Source organism: Microbacterium umsixpiens, assembly GCF_053543675.1.
Map to the genome: position 1 here is coordinate 1 of NZ_JBLVOH010000024.1, position 23,006 is coordinate 23,006.

The 23,006-nt window shown below is 64.4% G+C and carries 21 protein-coding genes; 12 read left to right on the plus strand and 9 right to left on the minus strand.

The genetic code is table 11. The features are described from left to right. From ACNPM4_RS02465 to ACNPM4_RS02475, 3 genes are all read left to right on the plus strand, one after another. The coding region (locus ACNPM4_RS02465) for a G5 domain-containing protein (protein WP_448984577.1) at nt 1–786 on the plus strand (786 nt) is incomplete at its 5' end. A gap of 135 nt (nt 787–921) precedes the next feature. Continuing rightward, nucleotides 922–2,424: a SulP family inorganic anion transporter gene (locus tag ACNPM4_RS02470; RefSeq protein ID WP_448984578.1), complete on the plus strand. Its 1,503-nt coding sequence runs from the start codon at nt 922–924 to the stop codon at nt 2,422–2,424. Nucleotides 2,425–2,508: 84 nt separating this feature from the next. Next, a complete protein-coding gene (locus tag ACNPM4_RS02475) occupies nt 2,509–3,570 on the plus strand; it encodes an SRA domain-containing endonuclease (RefSeq protein ID WP_448984579.1) in 1,062 nt (353 codons plus the stop codon). Here the strand turns inward: ACNPM4_RS02475 and ACNPM4_RS02480 are convergent. Continuing rightward, on the minus strand, nt 3,560–3,970 hold the full coding sequence (locus ACNPM4_RS02480) for a (deoxy)nucleoside triphosphate pyrophosphohydrolase (RefSeq protein ID WP_448984580.1): 411 nt from the start codon (nt 3,968–3,970) through the stop codon (nt 3,560–3,562). The genes ACNPM4_RS02475 and ACNPM4_RS02480 overlap by 11 nt on opposite strands. Nucleotides 3,971–3,990: 20 nt before the next feature. Continuing rightward, nucleotides 3,991–4,497: a hypothetical protein gene (locus ACNPM4_RS02485; protein WP_448984581.1), complete on the minus strand. Its 507-nt coding sequence runs from the start codon at nt 4,495–4,497 to the stop codon at nt 3,991–3,993. A 190-nt stretch (nt 4,498–4,687) separates the two neighbouring features. Between ACNPM4_RS02485 and ACNPM4_RS02490 the strand changes: the two genes are divergently transcribed. From ACNPM4_RS02490 to ACNPM4_RS02505, 4 genes are all read left to right on the plus strand, one after another. Beyond that, nucleotides 4,688–5,716, plus strand: a complete 1,029-nt coding sequence (locus ACNPM4_RS02490; RefSeq protein WP_448984582.1) for a restriction endonuclease — start codon at nt 4,688–4,690, stop codon at nt 5,714–5,716. A gap of 77 nt (nt 5,717–5,793) precedes the next feature. Further along, nucleotides 5,794–7,743 carry a type I restriction-modification system subunit M gene (locus ACNPM4_RS02495; RefSeq protein WP_448984583.1) on the plus strand — a complete coding sequence of 650 codons (1,950 nt, stop codon included), beginning with the start codon at nt 5,794–5,796 and terminating at the stop codon, nt 7,741–7,743. Further along, nucleotides 7,740–9,047, plus strand: coding sequence for a restriction endonuclease subunit S (locus ACNPM4_RS02500; RefSeq protein WP_448984584.1), 1,308 nt, complete (start codon nt 7,740–7,742; stop codon nt 9,045–9,047). Before ACNPM4_RS02495 ends, ACNPM4_RS02500 begins: the two co-directional genes overlap by 4 nt. After that, nucleotides 9,044–12,151 carry a type I restriction endonuclease subunit R gene (locus ACNPM4_RS02505; protein ID WP_448984585.1) on the plus strand — a complete coding sequence of 1,036 codons (3,108 nt, stop codon included), beginning with the start codon at nt 9,044–9,046 and terminating at the stop codon, nt 12,149–12,151. The genes ACNPM4_RS02500 and ACNPM4_RS02505 overlap by 4 nt, the downstream gene beginning before the upstream one ends. An 8-nt stretch (nt 12,152–12,159) precedes the next feature. Here the strand turns inward: ACNPM4_RS02505 and ACNPM4_RS02510 are convergent, their stop codons facing one another. Then, nucleotides 12,160–13,776 (minus strand): RNA-directed DNA polymerase, encoded by a 1,617-nt coding sequence (locus ACNPM4_RS02510; protein ID WP_448984586.1) that lies wholly within the window; start codon nt 13,774–13,776, stop codon nt 12,160–12,162. Nucleotides 13,777–14,166: 390 nt separating this feature from the next. Next, nucleotides 14,167–14,775 (minus strand): MerR family transcriptional regulator, encoded by a 609-nt coding sequence (locus ACNPM4_RS02515; protein ID WP_448984587.1) that lies wholly within the window; start codon nt 14,773–14,775, stop codon nt 14,167–14,169. 70 nt (nt 14,776–14,845) lie between these two features. Between ACNPM4_RS02515 and ACNPM4_RS02520 the strand changes: the two genes are divergently transcribed. After that, a complete protein-coding gene (locus ACNPM4_RS02520; RefSeq protein WP_448984588.1) occupies nt 14,846–15,355 on the plus strand; it encodes a DUF4188 domain-containing protein in 510 nt (169 codons plus the stop codon). A 64-nt stretch (nt 15,356–15,419) separates the two neighbouring features. After that, nucleotides 15,420–16,358, plus strand: a complete 939-nt coding sequence (locus ACNPM4_RS02525) for a hypothetical protein (RefSeq protein WP_448984589.1) — start codon at nt 15,420–15,422, stop codon at nt 16,356–16,358. A gap of 85 nt (nt 16,359–16,443) precedes the next feature. Here the strand turns inward: ACNPM4_RS02525 and ACNPM4_RS02530 are convergent, their stop codons facing one another. Continuing rightward, nucleotides 16,444–16,602: a hypothetical protein gene (locus tag ACNPM4_RS02530; RefSeq protein ID WP_181156349.1), complete on the minus strand. Its 159-nt coding sequence runs from the start codon at nt 16,600–16,602 to the stop codon at nt 16,444–16,446. Between the two features lie 46 nt (nt 16,603–16,648). Continuing rightward, nucleotides 16,649–17,011 carry a hypothetical protein gene (locus ACNPM4_RS02535; RefSeq protein WP_448984590.1) on the minus strand — a complete coding sequence of 121 codons (363 nt, stop codon included), beginning with the start codon at nt 17,009–17,011 and terminating at the stop codon, nt 16,649–16,651. 605 nt (nt 17,012–17,616) lie between these two features. On the opposite strand from ACNPM4_RS02535, the gene ACNPM4_RS02540 reads away from it, so the two are divergent. After that, nucleotides 17,617–17,829, plus strand: a complete 213-nt coding sequence (locus ACNPM4_RS02540) for a hypothetical protein (RefSeq protein ID WP_448984591.1) — start codon at nt 17,617–17,619, stop codon at nt 17,827–17,829. Between the two features lie 58 nt (nt 17,830–17,887). Here ACNPM4_RS02540 and ACNPM4_RS02545 read toward each other — a convergent pair whose 3' ends face one another. Beyond that, nucleotides 17,888–18,457 (minus strand): TetR/AcrR family transcriptional regulator, encoded by a 570-nt coding sequence (locus ACNPM4_RS02545; RefSeq protein ID WP_448984592.1) that lies wholly within the window; start codon nt 18,455–18,457, stop codon nt 17,888–17,890. A gap of 75 nt (nt 18,458–18,532) precedes the next feature. On the opposite strand from ACNPM4_RS02545, the gene ACNPM4_RS02550 reads away from it, so the two are divergent. After that, nucleotides 18,533–19,534: an SDR family NAD(P)-dependent oxidoreductase gene (locus ACNPM4_RS02550; protein ID WP_448984593.1), complete on the plus strand. Its 1,002-nt coding sequence runs from the start codon at nt 18,533–18,535 to the stop codon at nt 19,532–19,534. A gap of 126 nt (nt 19,535–19,660) precedes the next feature. On the opposite strand, the gene ACNPM4_RS02555 is transcribed toward ACNPM4_RS02550, so the two are convergent. Next, complete coding sequence (locus ACNPM4_RS02555) at nt 19,661–19,954, minus strand: hypothetical protein (RefSeq protein ID WP_140403331.1); 294 nt, start codon at nt 19,952–19,954, stop codon at nt 19,661–19,663. Between the two features lie 162 nt (nt 19,955–20,116). Here ACNPM4_RS02555 and ACNPM4_RS02560 point away from each other — a divergent pair, with 162 nt between their 5' ends. Then, nucleotides 20,117–20,500 (plus strand): VOC family protein, encoded by a 384-nt coding sequence (locus ACNPM4_RS02560; protein WP_091033133.1) that lies wholly within the window; start codon nt 20,117–20,119, stop codon nt 20,498–20,500. Nucleotides 20,501–20,515: 15 nt separating this feature from the next. Here the strand turns inward: ACNPM4_RS02560 and ACNPM4_RS02565 are convergent. Beyond that, nucleotides 20,516–23,006 (minus strand): ATP-binding protein (locus ACNPM4_RS02565; protein ID WP_448984594.1); only part of this gene is annotated, 2,491 nt, incomplete at its 5' end.

Genomic DNA, 23,006 nt, shown 5'->3' on the forward strand with positions numbered 1-23,006 from the left:
GAAGCGAAGTCGCCGCGGATGACGGTCATCATCATCGTCGGCGCCGTGATCCTGGCGGTGACGTTGCTCACTCGCAGCTTCGGTGTGATCGTGATGTTCGCGGGGCTGTTCTTGTTCTTCATCGCGATCTATGCGCTCGTTCGGGGCTCGGCCCAACTGTTTCGCGTACGCTCCCGCGGTGCCGCCTGGGCCGCGCTCGGGATCGCCTTCGTGCTCATGTTCATAGGTTCAGGAGCGAATGCCGCACTCGGCGGACCAGGGTCGAACCCCGCCGCCTCCGAGTCCGCGTCGACCGAGGCCAAGCCTTTCGTCTCAACTCCGACAGAGAAGCCGACGCCCTCTCCGAAGCCGACGACATTCGAGGAAGTCGACGTGACGACGGTCGTTCCCTTCGAGCAGACGACTGTCGACGACCCGCAGTTGGATGTCGGCAAGACCGCTGTCACGACCGGTGCCGACGGAACCAAAGTCACCACGTACCGAGTGACCTACGTCGACGGAGTGGAGGTCGCGCGCGAGTCGGTCAGCGAAGCAGTCACCGTCGCTCCGGTGAACGAGGTCACCTCGAACGGCACGCGGCCGCCCGCTCCCGCACCGGTCCCCCTCGTCCAACCGGCCAACGACTGCCACCCGAGCTACGCCGGCGTGTGCGTTCCGATCGCGTCAGACGTGGACTGCGAGGGTGGCAGCGGCAATGGTCCGGCGTACGCTCGCGGTCCGCTGCAGGTTGTCGGACCGGATGTGTACGACCTCGACCGCGACGGGGACGGGATCGCCTGCGACTGACCCGGACGGGGCAGCCAGTCGCCACGACTGACTCCGGCGACTGGCGACGCTGCCCTGAGCAGGCTCCGCGTCCGCAGCATCCGCTCTACGCTGGAACGTCTGCCTCATCTCGAGGCGCCTTCCCCTGGAGCATCCATGTCTGCAACGACGATCGACGATCGTGCCCGGTACCGGGCGAATCCCTCGGTGCTTCAGGCGCTGAAGAATCCGCGGATGCTGACCCGCGAGGTGCTGGCCGGGCTCGTCGTGGGGCTCGCGCTGATCCCCGAGGCGATCGCGTTCTCGGTGATTGCGGGGGTCGACCCGAAGGTGGGGCTGTTCTCGTCGTTCATCATGGCGGTGTCGATCGCGTTCCTCGGCGGGCGTCCGGCGATGGTGACCGCGGCGACCGGAGCCGTCGCGCTCGTGATCGCGCCCGTCGCGCCGACCTATGGGCTCGACTACTTCATCGCGACGGTCATCCTCGCCGGCATCTTCCAGGTGATCCTTGGGGTGATCGGCGTCGCGAAGCTGATGCGGTTCATCCCCCGCAGCGTCATGGTCGGGTTCGTGAACGCGCTGGCGATCTTCGTGTTCAGCTCGCAGTATCCGCAGCTGGTCGACGTGCCGTGGCTGGTGTATCCGCTGGTGGCGCTCGGGATCGTCGTGATGATCCTGATGCCGAAGATCACCAAGATCGTGCCGGCGCCGCTCGTGTCGGTCGTCATCGTGACGGGTGTCGTGCTCGCGTTCGGCATCACCGTGCCCACCGTCGGCGACCAGGGCGAGCTGCCGAAGAGCCTGCCCGAGCTGTTCATCCCGAACGTTCCGCTCACGTGGGAGACGTTCACGATCATCGCGCCGTTTGCGCTCGGGGTCGCGCTGGTCGGGCTGATGGAGTCGCTGCTCACCGCGAAGCTCGTCGACGAGATCACCGACACCCACTCGCGCAAGAGTCGTGAGGCGTGGGGGCAGGGCGTCTCGAACGTGCTGTCGGGGATCTTCGGCGGCATGGGCGGCTGCGCCGTGATCGGTCAGACCATGATCAACGTGAAGGCCTCAGGAGCGCGGACCCGCATCTCGACGTTCTGCGCCGGGATCTTCCTGTTCCTGCTGGTCGTCGTGTTCGGCGACTTCGTGGGGACGATCCCGATGGCCGCTCTCGTGGCCGTGATGATCATGGTCGCGATCGGGGCGTTCGACTGGCACAGCGTGCGTCCGTCGACGTTGAAGCGGATGCCGAAGAGCGAGACGTTCGTGATGGTCGCGACGGTTGTTCTTGTCTTGCTGACGCACAACCTCGCGGTTGGAGTGGTCGGTGGGGTGCTGGTCGCGTCGGTGCTGTTCGTGCGGCGGGTGGCGCACTTCGTGACAGTGACTCGGGTTCTCGGTGAGGCGGGAGACGTCGTGACGTACGTCGTGGAGGGGGAGCTATTCTTCGCGTCGAGCAACGACCTGACGACGTTGTTCTCGTACTCAGACGATCCGGAGCGGGTCGTTGTGGATCTGTCCGGATCGCATATCTGGGATGCGTCGACCGTTGCCGCGTTGGATGCGATCGAGACGAAGTATCAGGCGTTGGGGAAGACCGTGGAGATCGTCGGGATGAATGAGAGCAGTTCGCGGATGCGCGGGCGGTTGACGGGTGGGTTCGAGTAGCGAGGTAAGGCAACGACCGTCATTCGCACGTAAACCTCAAAGCAGCGCCGAACGGCCGTTCGGTATATCGGTATGCTGCATCGCGTGGGCCGGTCCATTGCGCAGCTGTCACTTGAGTTGAATGTTCCTCAGCGGCTCATCCGCGAGATCCTGTCGCCCCTCGACGAGCACGAACCCAAAGGTCAGCTTGACGACGAACGGACGACCGCAGTCCGCACACGGCTTTTCGGGTACACAGTGGAGCCGCGCATCTGGACGCTCGAAGTTGGCGATACCGTGCTCCGGCAAGACCTTCATAGTGCGTATGGAGGACAACAGCGTAGTGGCATTATTACGCCGAAGTCCATACGAGACATTCTCGCCATCTCCAGCCCCCAGAGCGGAGCAAGGCACGGCTACGACGCGTTCGAGGGCCTCCAATCAGATGGATCTTTCGCCTACACCGGGCAAGGGCAGGTCGGAGACCAGCACTTCAAGAACGGAAATGGCGCAATTCGAGACTCGGTCGAGAGGAACCGTCCGATTCGCCTCTTCACGAAGAACGGCACATCCGTGACCTACGCGGGAGAGTTCACGACTGGCGTGCCGGTGTTCACTACCAAGCGCATACTCGACACCAAGAAGAAATTCCGCAAGGGAATCATCTTTAATCTAATCCCCGTCGACGCCGACATTGGAGCGCTCGAGCCTTTGTCTGCTCCCCCGACGGACGTCGCCCGTACTTCCGTATGGACACCGCCAGATTTCTCGCCATTCGTCGTCGAAGCGCCTGCACCACCGGGAGAGCGCGTCGTGTCTCGCATCGAGTTCGAGCTTCAGCGCGACTTCGGCGAGTGGGTTGGTCGTGAAGGGCACACTCCCCTACGGCTACAGCTTCAATCGGCCGGGGCGAAGCTCGAACCAGACCTCTACATAAAAGAGTCTGGTTGGATCGTCGAGGCGAAAAAATCGTCAGCCCGGGAGTTTGTGCGCACGGCGATCGGACAGGTTCTTGATTACGCCCGCCTCGCACGCGAGTCCGGGCACACGGCTGTTCCCGTGATTCTGCTCCCGGGCCAGCCTGTGGCTCACCTCATGTCCCTGATATCGGAGCTTGGGATCGTGTTGGCTGTGCGCGACGACGACGGCTTCAAGATCATTCAATAAGCGTCGGGTCTGCAAGTTCAGCGACGGCGGGCAGATCGGGCGCCGCCCAGTCGAGTGCCGCCAACTCGGACGGCGGCAACCAGCGAAGGCTGTCGTGGTCGGAGCTTTGCGTCGGCGCGGGTCCAAGCACCCGGGCACGCATGCACGTGAGACGGATGACGTTGTCGCCAACAGCCGTATCGTCTGTGCGGAACACTCCGTCGACGCGGATTGAGATCTGAAGCTCTTCTTGTATCTCCCGGATCAGAGCTTCCGCCGGAGCCTCTCCCGGCTCCACCTTGCCACCGGGGAACTCCCATTTCCCCCCTGCCGCCTTCTCCGGCCGGCGACGGCAGGCGAGGATCATGCCGTCGCGCTCGATGACCGCTGCGACAACCTCGATCACACGATGCTCGCCCATCCTCGACCTCCACGAGCACGCTAACAGGCGGTGAGCAGTCCCTGCTCGTCTCGTGCCCACACCAAGTTGGCGCTGTCGCGGAAGCGCATGCCGGTCACAAGCCGGTTGCGCGACTTCGTAATCGGACGGATCTCCTCTTCGAACGAGTCCAACCCGGACGCAAACTCCCAGCCAAACGAATCCGATCGCTCGCCCAGGTAGTAGGAACCTGGCGGCAGGGTCGTAAGAGTGACCGGCGTTCGCTCGGCACCGTGCGCGTCTGCGACTCGAACCTGGACGTCATAGATCGCTTGGTCAGAGGAGTTGACGACGACCACCCCGTAGGTAGTCTCTGAACCGATGCGGGCCGCCACCCACGCGAAGACTTTTGTCGCCTGACTCTGCCGCTTGCGCGCAGCGGCGTCTTCGTCGCGCTCGACTTCAACGACGTAGAGCTTCTTCGCCTGCTTTGCGGCGGCGATCGCTGCGAAGAGAGCGAGTATTGCGGTCAGTGCGGCAACGACATCAGCGACAGTTCCAATGGGCACGCGACGAGGGTACGGCCGGTCGACGCAGCGCTTCGCGAGCGAACCCCGGCTATCCGTGCGGCACATCAGAATCTTGCGTGTCTGACCCTGCGTACGTGCGTAGAGCACCGCAATAGGGCGGACGAGGAGCCGTCACCGCGTATGCGGCATGATGAGGCGGAGACCATGAACAATATCCAGGAGCGATCGAATGAATGTCTGGGGCGTCCACAACAACGCGCTCACTAACGAGCTGACTGACGAGGGGTTCATCAGTATTGGGTGGGACGAACTCGACTCGCTGTCTGACATCCCCGGTGGACGCGAGGGGCTCAAATCCAAGCTGAGCGAGCTCAACCCCGACGCCAAACCGCGTTCTATCGCGGGACAAGCGGGAACTCTCGTACGGTTCCGGGACGACATGCAGGTCGGCGACGTCATCGTGGCTCCCTACCGACCGAACTCGACCATCAACATCGGCATTGTCACGAGTCCTTACTACTTCGAGGCCAGCGCTCCCGTCCATCGCCACCGGCACAGGGTCGAGTGGAAGCAGCTCGGTCTGCCTCGGACTGTGTTCACCCAGTCGGCGCTCTACGAGATCGGGTCCGTGCTTGCGGTCTTCCGCGTCCGGAATCACACCGACGAGTTCCTGGCCGCGTTGAGCAGCGCCGGGAGCTCGGTCGAGCAGGTGTCCGAAGCTGTCGAAAAGAAGGTCATCGAATCGGAGACTGCGGACGACACCGATGACGAGCCGCGGGCATCGCGCATTGAACGCCACACGCGGGACTTCGTTCTTGAAGCACTCCACAAGCGACTCTCGCACCAGGAGTTCGAGGACTTCACGGCGGCGCTTCTCCGCGCCTTGGGCTACCAGGCTCGCGTGACGCAGTACTCGCAGGATGGCGGTGTCGACGTGATCGCACATCGTGATCCGCTCGGCGTTGAACCGCCCCTCATCAAGGTGCAGTGCAAGCATCACACCGGCACGATCGGCTCGCCCGAGGTTCAGCAACTCATCGGCACCCAGGGGCTCGGTGAGCTGTCGCTCTTCGTCACCCTCGGCTCCTACACCCGCGATGCCCTGGCCATCGAGCGGCAGCGCCCCGGACTTCGACTGCTCACCGGGGAGGATCTCGTGACGATGGTGCTCGAGAACTACGACAAGCTGCCGCAGCGGTGGCGCGCCGAGATCCCCCTCACGAGCGTGCTCGTTGTGTCGGACAGCGCCGAAGATTGACCGTTCGTGAGAGAAGATGAGAAGCGCGTGGGCCCGTCGGCTCCGTGCAGGGCAATGAACGTGCAGGAGTCTCTTCAGTGGTGAACCACGTCAACTTCATCTGGAACATCGCGGAGTCACTGCGCGGACCGTTCAAGCCGGCTGAGTACGGATCCGTGGTGTTGCCGTTCACGGTGCTGCGGCGTCTGGATGCGGTGCTCGCAGAGACCAAGCCGAAGGTGTTGAACGTCGCGAAGGCGACGGACTCGATGCCCGACATGCTGCGGCAGCTCCGACTCACCGAGGCTGCGGGCCACCAGTTCTACAACACCAGCCCGTTCGACTTCGCGAAACTCGTCGCTGATCCGCAGGATCTTCGCGCGAACCTGTCGGCCTATCTCGCGGGGTTCTCGGAGAATGTGCGGGATATCTTCGAGCGTTTCGAGTTCGATAAAACGCTCAACAAGCTGGCAGAGAAGAACAAGCTCTACGCAGTGACGGAGAAGTTTGCGCAGGCCGATTTCCACCCGAAGGTCGTCAGCAACATCCAGATGGGTCTGGTGTTCGAGGAGCTCATCCGGTGGGCGAACGAGCGCTCGAACGAGACCGCGGGCGATCACTACACGCCGCGCGAAGTCATCGCCCTCATGGTGCAGCTGCTGTTCGCGCTCGACGACGATGCGCTCTCGAAGCCGGGCGTAGTCCGCTCGATCTACGACCCGACCGCCGGGACGGGCGGAATGCTTTCGGTCGCCGACGAGTACCTGCGCCGCATGAACCCGGGCATCCAGCTCAGCCTCTACGGGCAGGACTACAACGACGCCTCTTATGCAATCTGCAAGGCAGACATGGTCATCAAGGGCCAGGACGTCGACAACATCGCCCTCGGCGACACCCTCACCGAAGACGCCTTCGATGACAAGAAGTTCGACTATGGGCTCTCCAACCCACCATTCGGCGTCGACTGGAAAGACCAGCGCGCCTACGTCGATGACGAACACGCCAAGCTCGGCTTCAACGGGCGCTTCGGTCCCGGGACGCCGGCAGTGAGCGACGGCGCGATGCTCTTCCTCCTGCACCTGGTGTCGAAAATGCGTAAGAAGGAGGACGGCGGATCGCGCGTCGCGATCGTCCTCAACGGATCTCCGCTGTTCTCCGGTGGCGCGGGCGGAGGCGAATCGAACATCCGCAAGTGGCTGCTCGACAACGACCTCGTCGAGGCGATCATCGGACTGCCGAAGGACATGTTCTATAACACCGGCATCTCCACATACATCTGGGTGCTCAGCAACCGCAAGACCGACGAGCGCAAGGGCCGTGTGCAGCTCATCGACGGGCGTGAAATGTTCACCAAACTCCGTAAGGGTCTCGGCTCGAAGCGCAACGAGCTGTCGCCGAAGAACATCGAGACGATCGTCGGCTTGTACGCCGGATTTGAGGAGTCCGAGCACTCGAAGCTCTTCCGCAACGAGGAATTCCTCTATCGAACCATCACCGTCGAGCGTCCACTGAAGCTCAATTGGCAGGCTACCCCGGAGCGCATCGACGCCGTGTTCGCGGCGAAGGCGGGGCAGAAGTTGAGCGAGGCGGATGCCTCGGCGCTGCGCCGCGTGCTGGAATCTCTTGGTGAAGACACCGTGTGGAAGAACCGAGTCGAGTTCCACAAGTCGCTGAAGGATGCCGCGAAGGCCGTGGGCATCACGATCACCGGGCCGCTGCTGAAGACCGTCACCTCTGCGCTCAGCGAGCAGGACGACACCGCCGACGCGTGCCTGGATACTAAGGGAAACCCTGAGCCGGATGCTTCGATACGGAACGCCGAGAACGTGCCGTGGGAAAAAGACGTCGACGAGTACATTCGGCGTGAGGTGCTGCCGTACGCTCCGGATGCCTGGATCGATCACGCCAAGACTAAGGGGGGCGCGGAGATTCCCTTCACCCGTCACTTCTACCAGTACGTGCCGCCCCGGTCGCTCGACGAAATCGATCGGGATCTCGAGGCGGTCATGGACCAACTCCGGGCGATGCTCGCCGAGGTCGAGCGGTGAGCGACGGGCTCTCCCGAGCGATGCTCAAATGGGCGCCGGATATTCCACCCACATGGGATGTCGTCAACCTGAAAATGCTGGCAAGGATCTTTGCCGGCGGCACCCCTGACCGAAAGAACGCCGATTACTGGTCTGACGGCACAGTTCCATGGCTGAACTCCGGGTCGGTGAACGACTGGGCAATTTCGACGCCGTCGGAGCTCATCGCTCGGGAAGCCTTGGCCAACGGAGCGACGCGATGGGCCCCAAAGGGGGCCGTTCTTGTGGCTCTTGCGGGACAGGGCAAGACGAAGGGGATGGCTGCGCGCCTCGAAATCGATAGCACACTGAATCAGTCGCTGGCAGCCATCGTCCCAGGAGCCTCGCTTGACTACCGCTTTCTTCAGTACTGGCTCACGTCCAACTACCTGAACATCCGCGGGCTCGCTGGCGGTGACCTTCGCGACGGGCTAAATCTCCAGCACATAGGGTCCATTCAGGTGCCAAGACCGCCCGTTGAAGAGCAGCGTGCAATCGCGGACTATCTGGACCGGGAGACGGCGCAGATCGACGCGTTCATCGCGAAGAACGAGGAGCTCATTGCTCTCCTAACCGAGCGACTAGGTGCGGTGGTGGATGGCGTGATGGCAGAGCTAGGGTTTGCTGAGCCAGATGATTTGGCAATCTCACGCGAGCATCCACTGCCCGAATCCTGGCGCATCATCTCGCTCGGTTCTCTGCTCCTTCAACTCACGAACGGGTACGTGGGACCGACCCGCGACATTCTCGTCGATGACGGCATCCGCTACATCCAAGGAACCCACATCAAGAAGGGCAAGATCGACTTCCTTCGACGGCAGTTCTTTGTGACCCGCAAGTGGCATGATGAGCGACCGAGGATCCACCTTCGTGAGGGAGATGTCCTAATTGTGCAGACTGGCGACATCGGAAAAGTTGCTGTCGTGCCTCCCGGCTTCGGGGAGGCGAGTTGTCACGCGCTCCAGATCGCACGCGTGAACCGACGTATCATCGACCCGCAGTTCCTTGGAGCGTACTTGAGCTCGCGGTTCGGATACCACCAACTGACGAGTCGCGCGACTGGTGCTCTCCATCTGCACCTTGAGGCAAGTATCAAATCTGCTCCCGTCGTTGTCCCGCCGTTGCAAGTCCAAGCGCAAATCGTTCGGAAAGTTCGCGAACGCGAGTCGCAGATCGAGTCGGCGATCGGAACAGCGGAGCGGCTGATCGCCCTCTCGAAGGAACGTCGCGCCGCGCTGATCTCAGCTGCGGTGACGGGGAAGGTCGATGTGAGGGGGGCGGCATGAGCGGGGTGTATGGCGCACATCTGGAGGCGGTTCTAGAGGCCGAGATTGCGAGGCACCTTACCGGCAATGGTTGGCTTTACTCTCCGACCGATGCCGGATATGACCGCGAACTTGCGCTCTTCCCGGACGATGTTTTCGGCTGGCTCGCGGAGACCCAGCCGATCGATTTTGCCAAGGTCGTGCGCCCCGACGATACCGTGGCGCAGCGCGAAGCGGCATCCCGCAGCATCCTCACCCGCCTCGCGAAATCACTAGACAACGACCCGATGAAGAACGGTGGCACGATCCGTATCCTTCATGAGGGTTTCTCGATGGTGCCGCTGCATGGTGGCGCGGTGAAGTTCCAGATGGCGCAGTTCCGCCCGGTGACATCGAACAACCCCGATACGGTCGCCGACTACGCGAAGATGCGCGTGCGTGTCATGCGGCAGGTGCACTATTCGTCGAAGCATCCGAACAAGGCGCTCGACCTGGTGCTCTTCGTCAACGGCATCCCGGTCGCCACGGTCGAACTGAAGACGGATTTTACTCAGCCGATCAGCAATGCGGTCACCCAGTACCGGTTTGACCGCAACCCGGCCGGGGAGCCGTTGTTCGCGTTCGCGAAGCGGTCGCTCGTGCACTTCGTCGTCTCGAACAACGAGGTGCAGATGACGACTAAGCTCGCCGGCGCAGGCAGTCGCTTCCTTCCGTTCAATCAGGGTTACGACCAGGGTGCGGGCAACCCGCCGAACCCCGCGGGCTCGGCATCCTCGTACTTCTGGGAAGAGCTGCTTCAGCGGGATGCCTGGCTGCAGGTGCTCGGGTCGTTCGTCCACTTGCAAGTCGAGGTCAACGTCGATCCCGACACGGGCAAGAAGACGCGCAGTGAGAAGATCCTGTTCCCGCGCTACCACCAGTGGCGGGCGGTCAATAGGCTCGCGGATGCTTCGCGTTCCGAGGGTGCGGGTAGTCGCTATCTCGTGCAGCACTCTGCCGGCTCGGGGAAGACGAACTCGATCGCGTGGCTCGCTCACCGGCTGTCACAGCTGCACGACGAGCAGAACGAGAAAGTCTTCGACACAGTTGTGGTCGTGACTGATCGCACAGTGCTCGATAAACAACTGCAAGACGCGATCGGCCAGTTCGAGAAGCATGCCGGCGTGGTGCAGTCGATCACCCGCGAGAGCGGAGAATCGAAGTCGACTGAACTCGCAGCCGCACTGTCGGGCGGCAAACAGATCGTGATCGTCACAATCCAGACGTTCGAGGCGCTGATCACTGCGATCCAGACAAAGCCGGAGCTACAGGGCCGCCGGTTCGCGGTCATCGCGGACGAGGCGCACTCGTCGCAGACCGGCTCGACGGCGGGCGCGCTCACGAAAGTGCTGTCCCCGCAGGAACAAGCTGCCGTAGCTGAGGGAGCTCCGATCGACTCGGAGGCCTACCTCCAGTGGGCTATGGAGGTCACCGCCAACGCATCCAATATCTCCTACTTCGCGTTCACCGCGACCCCGAAGCCGAAGACGCTGGAACTGTTCGGCCAGATCCCCGATGGTGCAGAGACCCCGGAGCCGTTCGACCTGTACTCGATGCAGCAGGCGATCGACGAGGGCTTCATCCTCGACGTGCTGAAGAACTACACGCCGTACAAAGTCGCGTGGCAACTCCAGCATCCAGGCTCCGACTATGACGGGCCCGGCGAGGTCGACGAGTCAACAGCGGTGAAGGCGCTCGTGCAGTACGTGAGGCTGCACCCAACGAACATCAGCCAGAAGGCGAAGATCGTCGTCGATCACTTCCGGGCTTTCGCGCAGCCGCTGCTAGACGGTAAGGCGAAGGCGATGGTGGTCACGGGCTCCCGCAAGGAGGCCGTGCGCTGGAAGAAGTACCTCGACACGTACCTCTCAAACTCGCATATTCAGGGCGTGAAGGCGCTCGTCGCGTTCTCAGGGACGGTTGAAGACCCGGAAGATGTCGGTGAGGGGCTGACGGAGAAGACGCAGAACCCGGGCCTATGGACGTCGGATCTGGCGGCAGCATTCAAGCCCTCGACGTACAACGTGATGATTGTCGCGGAGAAGTTCCAGACCGGTTTCGATCAGCCTCGCCTGGTGGCGATGTATGTCGATCGCAAGCTCGGCGGCGTGCAGGCCGTCCAGACCCTGTCGCGGCTCAATCGCACGTACCCGGGCAAGGACAAGACGTTCGTGCTCGATTTCGTGAACGAGCCCCTCGAGATCTTGGATGCGTTCAAGGACTACTACCGCAAGGCGACGCTGACGGCGACGACGGACCCGAACCTGATATATGACCTGGTCACGAAGCTTGATGGTGCCGGGATCTACACGCTGGCCGAAGTATCCCAGGCGTTCGATGCGGCACTTATCGGCGGAGTCAACGCGAACAGCGCGGTGAGCGCTGCGACTGCACCTGCGGTCGATAGATTCTCGAAGCGCTGGTTTAACTCCGTCACCGGCGGGGATGCCGCCGAACAAGACGAGCTCAAACTGTTCAAGAGCGATGCGGGCCAGTACGTGAAGTTCTATGACTTCATCTCGCAGGCGCGGAACCTCGAGGACACGGACTTGCCTCGGCGGCACTACTTCCTGCGGCGCATCCTGCCGCAACTGTCGACCGCGACATATGAGGAACCTGTAGACATCTCGAAAGTGCAGCTCACCGAGTACAGCATCGCGCCCGGTGAAGCCTTGAAGCTCAACCTGGAACAGGGCCCCGGACTCGACCCGATCACGGCCATAGGTTCCGGCGCGATCCACGAAAAGCACCGCAGCGCCCTCGAGGAGATCATCGGTAAGCTCAATGACCGGTTCGGCGACAAGTATGGTGTCGGCGCGGTCGATCTGACGGTGAACCACATCCTGGGCAAGCTGGCTGTCGACTACGATCTCGCTCGGCAAGCTGAGGTGAACACACCGCAGCAGTTCGCAGAGTCGCCCGCACTACCGAAGGCGTTTGCGAAAGCCGTCGTCGAGGTGCGAGATGAGACGCCATTGCTCGTCGACGACATGCTCAGCGATATCGGCCTGTTCGCGGAGCTGGGCAAGGCGCTGCCGGCAATGCTGTACGAGTTTCTGAGGACGAAGGGCGATCGTCGGACCTAGGCGCGCAGCTAGCCTGTGCCGGCGCGACCCATAAGCGCGGCGCTGATCGTCCCGCTTAGGTGATCGTGACGCATCCCGGCGAGGAAGGTCGTCGCCCAGCTGAGTCGGGTAGCAAATACAGCCGCCAAGCCGACAAAATCGGCTCGATAGCAAGGTGAGCACTGGGCGTGTAGGCGTCTTAAACCTCCCTCCTCAAGCGCACCCAGGGCCGCTAGCACTCGGGCGGCCTCAACCTTTGACAGCCACCCCACTCCAGGGTCGTTGAGGTATGAGGTCGCGATCGCAGTGAGCCGATCTGCTTCTGTCGCAGCGACGCGTGAAGCAACGCGAAGGATCCACGATCGCTGCCAATCTGTCATGTACTCAAGCCCATCCAGCGTTTCGCAGCAAATTGCCGCCACCTGTGCCGGAGCTTCCCGCGCAACGGCGAGTAGGTACGAACAAACTTCGTCAGTCTCGTCAGGGAAGTCCCGAAGAATCGACGCCGCGCTGGTCAAGGGGCGAGTTGACCGAACCCCTGCGAGCCGCTTCAAGCAGTATGAGATCCGGGCATGCCGTAGTTCAGGTAAAATTTCGCGATCTGGGGAGACCGCGTCGTCTAACAGTTCCTCAAGGACCTCTTTTGCAGCCGGCTCCAGGAACGGGGCGATGACGTTTTTGAAATCATCGAAGTCCATCTCGCCGTGGTAGAAGTATTTCCATTGCGCGTCCTCATCGATTTCATATCGACTCGCAACGTCGGCAAGCTCTTCCTGCGTCAGCTCGCTAAGCGACGCCACGCGGGCTGCTTGCATTTTCTCGCGAAAGGCGACGGACGCGTCCTCGACATCCCGGAGGTGGCCGGCGTATCCAGAAGCGCTGACGATTCGCAGTTTGCGGGCATTTGCTAGCAACGCGTCGTCTCGCAGCGCCTGCTCGAAGAGATGTGCAGCTCGTACCGCTTCGCTCTCTGTCGACGCGAGAATTCGATAGTCATCGCCGTGTCGCGCGAATGTCAGGCCCGCGGCCAGCATCTGAAAATCTGCAGCGGCCAGAAAGAGAGTCGCTAACGAGTCAGATGTACCAAGACCTTGTGGGATTCCCCGATCATCGCCCATCAGTTGCTTGAGAAGCTCAAGAACGGTGTCAATCAAGACGACTTCAATCCCGGCGTCAGCCAGTGCGCGTCGAAGCCGAGTGTGATCGATCGACTCGTAGAATCCGGCAACATCCGCGAGCACGATAAAAGGCGCCCCCGTCGTTAGCGGCCCTGTCTCAAGCTGCTTCCAATCGGGTTTTGTGCCGTCTGCTCTTGGCCAGATGACCACATCTGATGGTGGGAGTCGCCTCTGAATCCGAGGACGCATCCGCGCCACGAGCGACTCATACACGACGCGGTCTTGCAACCGAAGTACGGCTGCCGGTCGAGTTAACAGACCGGACTTCCGAACGGGCACGAAGTCTGCCCGCTCGACTACGTAACTGCGATCCTGCAATCGAGCGTGCAGCCCCCTCGCGAAACCTGCCGCGATGCGCCCGGCAACCTTGTCAGTATCCCGTGGCGGAAACATGTCGTTTCGGCCGTCGACAACGCTCAACGCTTCCACAAGCTCCTGCTCTGTGAGACTTTGTAGCACGCTGGGCATTCGATTCTCCCTACCGACGATCGGAAACACTCATCTTCCAGGCGCTGCAGCCAAGATGGCTCCCGAGCCCAGGGATAATGATGACGCTACTCGAACCGCTCGGACCCATCACAAGATACGCGCCGATGTTTCGCCTGAAGTGTGTGCGGCGATGAAACGCCCGTACTCGCTGGATCGTCTGCTTGAATCAGCCCTCGCCTGCCGCCATCACCGCTGTCGGCGTCGCGCTCTTCGCGAAGGTGCGCGAGCGAGAGGTTCGAAGACTCATACGGCCGGGAGCTGACCGAGGCTCAGCGTCTCCAGAGATCTCATCCGCGTGACCCATGGCGTGTCGCCGCGAGGTGATGAGCGTCGATTCGTTGCTCAGCTGCGCCAGCCGGGCGCCTTGCATCACGAGAGACCAAACCGCTCCCCCGACGCAACCTGCTGCGCCACCCGCCGTAGCGCCAACAACAACGGCTCCACCAGCACCGACCCCAACACCACGTACCGCACTGCAGCTTCCGCAGACTCCCCCGGCACCCCCGCGATCTCCGCATCCGCAATCCGCCGCATGCTCGCGAGGTACTCCGCCATCGCCGCATCCGGAACGGTGAACCCGACGCGCTCCAACCCCTGCAGCGCCCGCGCGACCGCATGCAGCACCGCCTCGTCGCACATCCCCGGCTTCCACCCGAGCCCTGCCACAAGAGTCTCAGCGTCCGTCAGATCCAAAGACTCATCCACCGGCGGAGTGATCGCCGCATGCGCCATCCCGAGCAGGTTGTGCGCGTTCTCCGGCGGCTCATCGAGCGCGGCCAGCACCCGCCGCGTCTCGGCGATGCTCACCCCCGCATCGAGCAGCGCCCGGATCACCCGCAGCCGCTCCACGTGCTTCTCGCTGTACGCGGCCTGAGTCGGCGCACTGCGCTCTCCCTCGGGCAGCAACCCTTCGCGCAGGTAGTACTTGATCGTCGGCACGGTCACACCGGTCTGGGCTGACAGTTCGGAAATTCTCATGGCCACCTCTTGACTTCGATAGTAGCGCTATCCATTATGGATAGTGTCGCTATCCAACGAAGGAGTCATCATGTCGAAAGTCATCACGGGCCGCATGACCCACCGCCACGAGGGCGAGCTCGTCGTGTTCCACATCGGGATGCAGATCAACCGCTGGTGGCGCCCCGACCTGTGGATGCCGACCTTCTTCGCCATGCCGGGGATGCTGCGCGAACTCAGCACCGACCCCGACTCGGGCATGCTCGGTTACCACCTGCTCTTCGGCTCGGGCGGACCCTACGTCGTGCAGTACTGGTCCTCCGTCGACAAGCTCTACGCCTACGCGTCCAGCCCGAACCAAGAACACCGCCCCGCCTGGACCGCCTTCAACCGCGCAGCCCGCAAGGCTCCGGGTGCGGTGGGAATCTGGCACGAGACCTTCCGCGTCGACACCGCCGAGAGCGTGTACGTCTCGACGAAGCCGATGGGGCTGCCGAAGGCGACGGAGCTCGTCGAGGTCGGGAAGCGTCAGGACCGGGCGCAGGCGCGGTTCGCGGAGGGGCGGACTCAGGCACAGCCACATCCGACCACCGCGGGCTGACGGGGAGTGAACGTGCCCGGAAAAGGTCTACCCGGGCACCCCGCGCTCTGCCACCATGAGGGCCATGACCCCCAACGATGCTCCGCCCGCAGTGCCACCCAAAGGCGAACGGACGACACTCGAGAAGCTCCACGACGGGCTGACGAGTCCGGGCGGACGACTCATCCGGTACATCCTCGTCCTGGTCATCGTCGGGGCCGCCGTGTACTTCTCTCTCGCGGGATGGTTCCAGGTCTGCGAGGTCGTCGAATCGGAGAAGGAAGGACTCACCCGCACCTGTTCGGGTCCAGACCTCACGAGCGCCGGAGTACTCGCAGCCGTCATCTTCGTGTTGCTGCTCCTCTGGCCCGACCTCTCGGAGTTCAGCGCCTTCGGAGTCACGCTGAAGAAGCTGGTTCAGAAGGTCGACGAGAAGATCACGGATACGCGCGACAAGGCGACCCATATCGACGGGACGACGACCGAGACCAAGTCGCGCCTGGAGAGCCTGAGTTCCGCCGTCGACAGTCAGGGCGGCGACGTCCGTGCACGCCTCTCCCTCATCCAATCGAACCTGACCCGCCTGAGCGAAAGCGGATGGGGCCGCGAGACCGCACCCCCACGGACCAGCGCGTCACAGTTGACGCCTTCACCACGCTGGGACCAGTTCGACCGCAACAACTTCCTGAACGCGTGCCGCGGACTATCCGGCCCCGACGAGCTCGACGCGGCCATCAGCGAACTGCACGACATGATCGGCGAACCGTGGTGGCCTGACGCTCTCGAGTTCGGCGTCAGCGGCGACACCGCGAGTTTCGAGGGCCTCATCCTCGGACTCCTCCGACGATTCCGGGCACGGTGGGACACCCGCGCCGTGGAAGACCCCCACCGCGCCGCCGAGATCGACGCCATCCTGCGGGCCATCGAGAGGATGCTTCTCGCACTCATCAGCGGCAAGAAGGTCGACGACGATTCGATCCACACCGCCGCAGGAGTTCTGGTCCTCCTTCACCGAGTCGCCTGAGCCGCGTCGAGCGCGAGGGTTCGTCTCGCTCTGCCCGCTCGACGAACGGAATGCTCAACCACCGTCTCCCTAGACCGCCGCCTGCTCATTCCGGAGAGGAACTGGGCGGCCCCGGCCGCTCCGGCCGCCGTCGCAGGAAGAACCGAACGATCCCGCGCACGACGAAGAACACGATCGCCAGGATCACGACGAGAACGACCACACTGATGAGGAGGCCCCACCAGCTGAACATCGACCCGGTCATACTTCGTTCTCCTCAGGAAAAGCCAAATACGCAACGGCAGCTTCGTTCACAGTTCAGGGTCCCGCACAGTGCGGCCGACTTCGTCAAGGGGCACGCCGCGACGCACATTGAGCACCGCAATCACGCGGTTCCAGAAGGTCTCGTTTTCGAACGCCGACTCGTTCCTCTTCTCAGCCGCGGCCGCGAGCGTGCTGGTCAGCAAGGAAACGAGGGCGAAGATCGGGCCCATCCACGGTGCGCGCGCCCCGAGAGCGAACCCCACCACGACGACCACTCCCATGATCAGAAGACCTGGGATGAAGCCCGTCCTCCTATAGGTCGTCGATGGCGCCCCTCCGAGCACAAGGCCCGCGCTCACGGCCAGAGCAGCCGTCAACACGTACGTCAGAATCTCGCCTTCGATACTCATCGTCACGATCGTCTTCCCAAATCCATCAGCAGGTCATTGCTCCCTACGGGCGCTCCGCGAAGCTCCGGCCCCGCTAGCGAGATTCGATCCGACAAAGAAAACAAGCAACCCGATCACAAGGTACGCGGGAAGCGCATCTGCGGCTGGGGTATCAAGGCCTCCTGTCCACCCGAACCACGCCAGGAAGCCGAACCACACCGCAATAGGGATGAGTGCGAGAACAGTGCCTGCCCTCCGCCCCGCTCGTCCAGCCAAGGCTCCCCAGAGGAGAAGAGCTACTCCTACCGCGACGTAGAGCATGGCTTCGGGCTCAGCAGTTCCGTACCCGGACGGCCCACCGACGCCGACCGCGCACTGGACCGAAATGCATCCGCGGGATCCGAAGCCGCCTGCTCACCTTCATGTGAGCCATCAAAGCATACACATGAGGACAGCCCGATATGCTTCGTCTGCGGTGGATCCAGGGGCACCACCATCGCGTCGCTGAGCACTCGGGACAGCGATAACGTCTTAACGGTCAGGGCGGGGTCGATCAACGAAGGAGCAACAATGACGATTTTCGAACCCTTCACGACAGGGGAAAACGTGGCGAAGGCGACGGTCTCGTGACGGCTCAGCGCGTCCGCGGCACGGCGCGTGAGCGTGCGATCGTCGTGGCAATGATCCTCGTCGGCGGGGCGCTTCCGGTCGCCGCCAACGCGCCCCTGTTCCAGGACGTCGTGTGGGTCTTCTGGCTCGCAGCGCTCGTCCTCATCGTCGGAGCGTTGGCCCTGGTGCTGCGCATCATCTGGCGCGACCGACGCTCCCGCGAATCCTGATTCCGGATCCCAGAACCGTCCCGCCACTCGCTCAGTAGCGGGGCGGTTCACTGTTCGCCTACTCCGCAATCCCCCGCAGCAACCGCACGACCGTCTCCTCTACCCGCTTCGCACTCAACGGCTGGCCGATCAGCGCGAAGTACGACGCCATCGCGATGAACTGATCCGCGATCGCGGCAGCATCCACATCCGCCCGCACATCCCCGTCGGCCCGCCCGCGCGACACCCGCTCGGCGACCCACTCGCGGATCGGCGCCGCCAGCCGCTCGTTCAGCACCAAGCCGAGCTCGGGATCGGCCGCCGTCACCTCGATCAACGCCCGCGCCAGCGCCACGCCCTCGGGCCGAGCCAGCCCGGCGGACATCGCCGAGAACCACGCCCGCAGGTCCGCGCCGAGGTCGGCCGTCATCGGCACCGACACGTCCGCGCCCGGCAGCGTCCCCTCGAGCAGCGCCTCACCGAGGATCGCGGCCTTCGACGGCCACCATCGGTAGATCGTCTGCTTCGACACCTCCGCCGACTCGGCGAGACCCTCGATCGTCACGGCCTCGTACCCGTCTGCGGCGAGCGCACGCCGCATCGCCTCCAGCACGGATTGACGGGCTTTTTCACTACGAGGACGGGGCACCTTTCGAGCGTACTCAGGCGTACACTGGAATATAAGTAGACGCACCGTTGCGAAACTCGAACAAGGAGAACGAGCATGGCCCTCACCGCACACTCCACCATCGGCGACTGGATGAACGACCCGACCGGCGGGCCCCTCATCCGCGCACTCTTCGAGCAGACCGGCGCCGACCCCGAACTCCTCACCCCCGTGCTGGGCCTGCCCCTGCAGCAGCTCGTCGCGATGAGCCAGGGCCAGCTCCCCCAGTCGGTCGTCGACGACCTGGTGCGCGCGGCCAACGGCGGCGAGATTCCCGAGGACGACGAGTCCGCGGGCTGGAACGAGAAGATCACCTCCGGCCGCTTCGCCGGCAAGACCGTGATCGTCACGGGCGCCGCCTCCGGCATCGGCAAGGCCACGGCATCCCGCATCGCCCGCGAAGGCGGACGCGTGATCGCCAGCGACATCGCCGCCGAGAAGCTCGACGCCCTCAAGGCCGAGCTCCCGGATGCCGACATCGTCACGGTCGCCGGCGACCTCACCAAGCAGGAGGCCATCGACGCCGTCATCGCCGCCGCGGGCGACCGCATCGACGGCCTCGCGAACGTCGCCGGCATCAACGACGACTTCTCCCCCGCGGGCGAGACCCCGGATGCCGTCTGGGACCGCGTCATCGCGATCAACCTCACCGCCCCGTTCAAGCTCATGCGCGCGGTCATCCCCGTCATGGAAGCTGCCGGTCGCGGCGCCATCCTCAACGTCTCGAGCGAGGCCGGACTGCGCGGCAACTCCTCCGGCAACGCCTACACAGCCAGCAAGCACGGCATCATCGGAGTCACCAAGTCGGCCGCCTTCATGTACGGGCCGAAGGGCATCCGCGTGAACTCCGTCGCCCCGGGCGGCGTCGCCACCGGCATCCCGATGCCCCCGAACATGTCCGAGTACGGCTCCGGCCGCCTCGCTCCGTTCCAGCAGGCGATCCCGACCGTCGCGACCGCCGAGCACCTGGCGGCATCCATCACGTTCCTGCTGTCGGACGACGCCGTGAACATCAACGGCGCCATCCTCGCCTCCGACGGCGGATGGTCGGTGCAGTAAGCCGCACCCGCGAAACCAACGCCCCCGCCGACCCGAACGGCGGGGGCGTTTCGCGTTCCGAGGCAGGCTCTTTCGGCACGCCACGACGAGTGCCTCGACCGTGCCCGCCCCACGGCGGAGCGATGTCTACGAGTAGGTCAGGCCGAAGAAGGTGGACCCGAGCATGAGGGTCAGGACGGCGACGATCGCGCTGACGGCTCTCACCCATGCCGTTCCGCGGCGCACGGCGACCACACCGGAGAGCACCGCAGCGACCATCGTCGCGAAACTCAGGGAACGGATGGCGAGATCCGGCAACACCGCCGCTGTCGCGATGCCCGCAAGAAGTGCGAGAACGGCAGCGACCGCAGGGACCACGAGACGACTGACCACGTGCGGTCGGGTGCGGATGACCCCACTCCTCTGCTCCGAGACACTCATGCTCACTCCCCCCCATCAGCCTGACAATCGACGCGGCCAGGATCCCATGTCGTCGGCGCGGTGGCAACAGGCGGTCATGGTGGGACGCCGAGGACTCCGCACCCTATCGACCCGGATACAAGGGGACTGAGGCCCGCACTCGGCGCCCCTACACTCGACCGCATGCTGAAGCTCGCATCGATCGTGATCCGCGTGAACGATCTCCCCGCACAATCCCGCTTCTGGAAGGCCGCCCTCGACTACGTCGAACGCGACCCGGCGGAAGACGACTGGGTCGTGCTGAAACCCCGCGACGCCGACGCCCCCTGCATCGCCCTCGACGCGCACCACTCCGAACGCGTGCTGCCGCCGCGCATCCACCTCGACATCTACGCCGAGGACCAGGCCACCGAAGTGCGCCGACTCACCGGGCTGGGCGCCCGCGAGGTGAACTGGGACAACCGCCCGGCCGACGCGGACTACGTGATCATGGAAGACCCCGAAGGTAACCGGTTCTGCATCGTCGACCGCCCCGACTGGGCGGGATGGGAACGCGCGGGCGACTGACAGCCGCTCACCGCCTCACACCCGGGCGAGCGACTCGGCCATCTCGACCAGCTCGTCCATCTCGCAGAGCAGCCCGGAAGCATACGACCGCCGCCACTCCTCGGCCGTGAGCCCCTCGCGCACCCGACGGCGATACAGCTCGAAGTCGGCGGGCTCGTTAGCTCGAGGATCGAATCCGTAGCGCCTGCCGATCGCATCGACGGCTCCGATGATCCGCGCGCCCATCGCATCCGCACCGAGTGCAGCCGCAGCCCCCGCCGCGACCGAGACGGCGATCAGGAGCGACACCGGATCGCCGCCCGCCGCACTCCGCCGCACCGCGGGCAACAGAGCGGCCATCGCCGCCGCCCCCTGACGCAGGTCGAGCTGAACCTTCGCGGCCACCACCGGAGCCATGAGCATGACCCACTCGTGCCCGCATCGCGACGCGAGCGCCCCGGCACGACCCAGCAACTCGATCGCCACCCGGGATCGCCCCGACGCCCGCTGAACCTGGCCAGTGATGAGAAGGATCATCGCCGCCGCCGCATCCGGCATCTCATCGACGTCGGCGAGCGCGACCGCCACCTGGGCCACCGGGTCGCCCGCCGGCTCCGGACTGAGCGTGAGGAGGTAGGCGGAGAACGCCGCAGCGAGCCGCCGCAACGCGCGATCTCCGGAAGCTTCCGCCGGTGCCCGCGCTGCCGAGATCCATGTCGCCGCCTCAGACATCTGACCCAGCTGATACGCGAGGAACCCCCTCGTGAGACTCAGCGCCGCCTCGAGAGACGGAGTGGCCGACAGCGCCAACGCCCGGCGCACCATCTCGAGCAGCTCCTGCTGCCGCCCCGCTCGCACCCCGAACCAGAGCAGACCCCCGGCGATGGTCGCCGCGGTCTCCCCGTCGTCGGCGAGCACCGCGGAGTCGAACGCGGCCACGACATCCGGCCACTCGATCCGCAGCCGAGAGATCACCACCCCGGATCCCTCGGCCGTCAGAGCGACGGATGCCTCCGCAGCCTGCGACGCGAACCATGCGCGATGCCGCCGAACCCACTCCTCATCCAGGGGCTCACCGCCCGCGGCGGCCCGCCGGATGAGCGGCGACACACGGAAGACCGGCTCCGCCTCTCCCTCCTCCGCCGAGACGAGCGAGAACGACACGAGCTGATCGAGGTCGCGATCACGCGGCCTCTCCCCGCACACGGCCGCGGCGGCACCGCGGGTGAACGGCGCCGCGAACCCGGCGAGGCTGCGCAGAGTGTCGCGCTGCTCGCTCGTCAGGAGCGCCAGCGAAGACCGCAGCGCCGCAGCCAATGGAGGTTCCCCGGCTTCCTCCGACCGGTCGATCTCGCGCAGCATCGAATCCGCCACCTCCGCGAGCGGCATCACCGCCGTTCGCGCGGCAGCCAGTTCGATCGCCAGCGGCAGCCGACCCAGCATGTCGACGACCTGCAGCACAGCGACGGCATCCGCCCCGCGCGCTCCCGGAGGGAGCCTCGTCTCGAACAGCTCCTGCGCATCCTCCGCAGGAAGGGGATCGACCCGCAACACACTCTCGCCCGGAACTCCGAGGGTCCGCCGCGACGTCGACAGCACCGCGATTCCGCGGGCCCGCGCGAGCACAGCCACCGCGACGGATGCCACCTCGGCGGTTGCCCCCTCCGCCCCGTCGATCACGAGGATGCCGCGCCGGTCGGCCAGATGCTCCGCGATCGCCTCCGGCGCCGCATCCGGGGCACCGACGGCAGACGCGATCACCTCGGCGACGGTCGCATCCGGTTCGCCTCCGACATCGACACCAACGCCGACGTTCACGAACCAGATGTGGTCCTCGCCGGCGACCGCATCACTGCCCAGCCAGTCGACCGCGAGCCTCGTCTTGCCCACGCCCGCTGCGCCCGTCAGCGTGACGAGGCGCGCGACATCGAGCGCGGCCGTCAGCGCCGCACGCTCCTCCCGACGCCCCACCATCGGCGCGATCGGCGCCGGCACACCGAACATACGACCTGCGGGCACCGCGGCATTCGACACCGGGTGAGCTCCACGGCTGCGATCACGCTCCGACACGGCACCTCCGCCCAGGCGCGCCAGCGCTCGATCCCCCGCGTCGGCCCGCGCCCGCGCCGTGTGCAGCAACGCCAGAACGTCGTCGTCATCGGGATGCGCCGCGCGCAGACCCTGCAGCGTCACCAGCGCACGCGCGTTGTCGCCGGCAGCCAGGTCGGCACGAACACCGAGCAGCCGAGCCCGATCGACGGCGGTCCGGACCCGCACCCGCGCGAGGGCAGCGAAGGGTGGATCGCCGATCCCCTGCAGCGGCGAGTCCCGCCACCGCAGCAGCAGCGAACGCACCTCTTCGGAGTCGGACGGGATGACCCCGGCCTCGGCATCCTCCAGCGTCCAGAGGTCGACCTGCATCCCGGGATCGTCGACGAGACGGTAGCCAGCCCGCCCACCCTCGAGCCAGGCGCCGAGAGGCGTCGCACGCAGTCGTGACATGTACGCCCGGGCGGTCGTCCGCCCC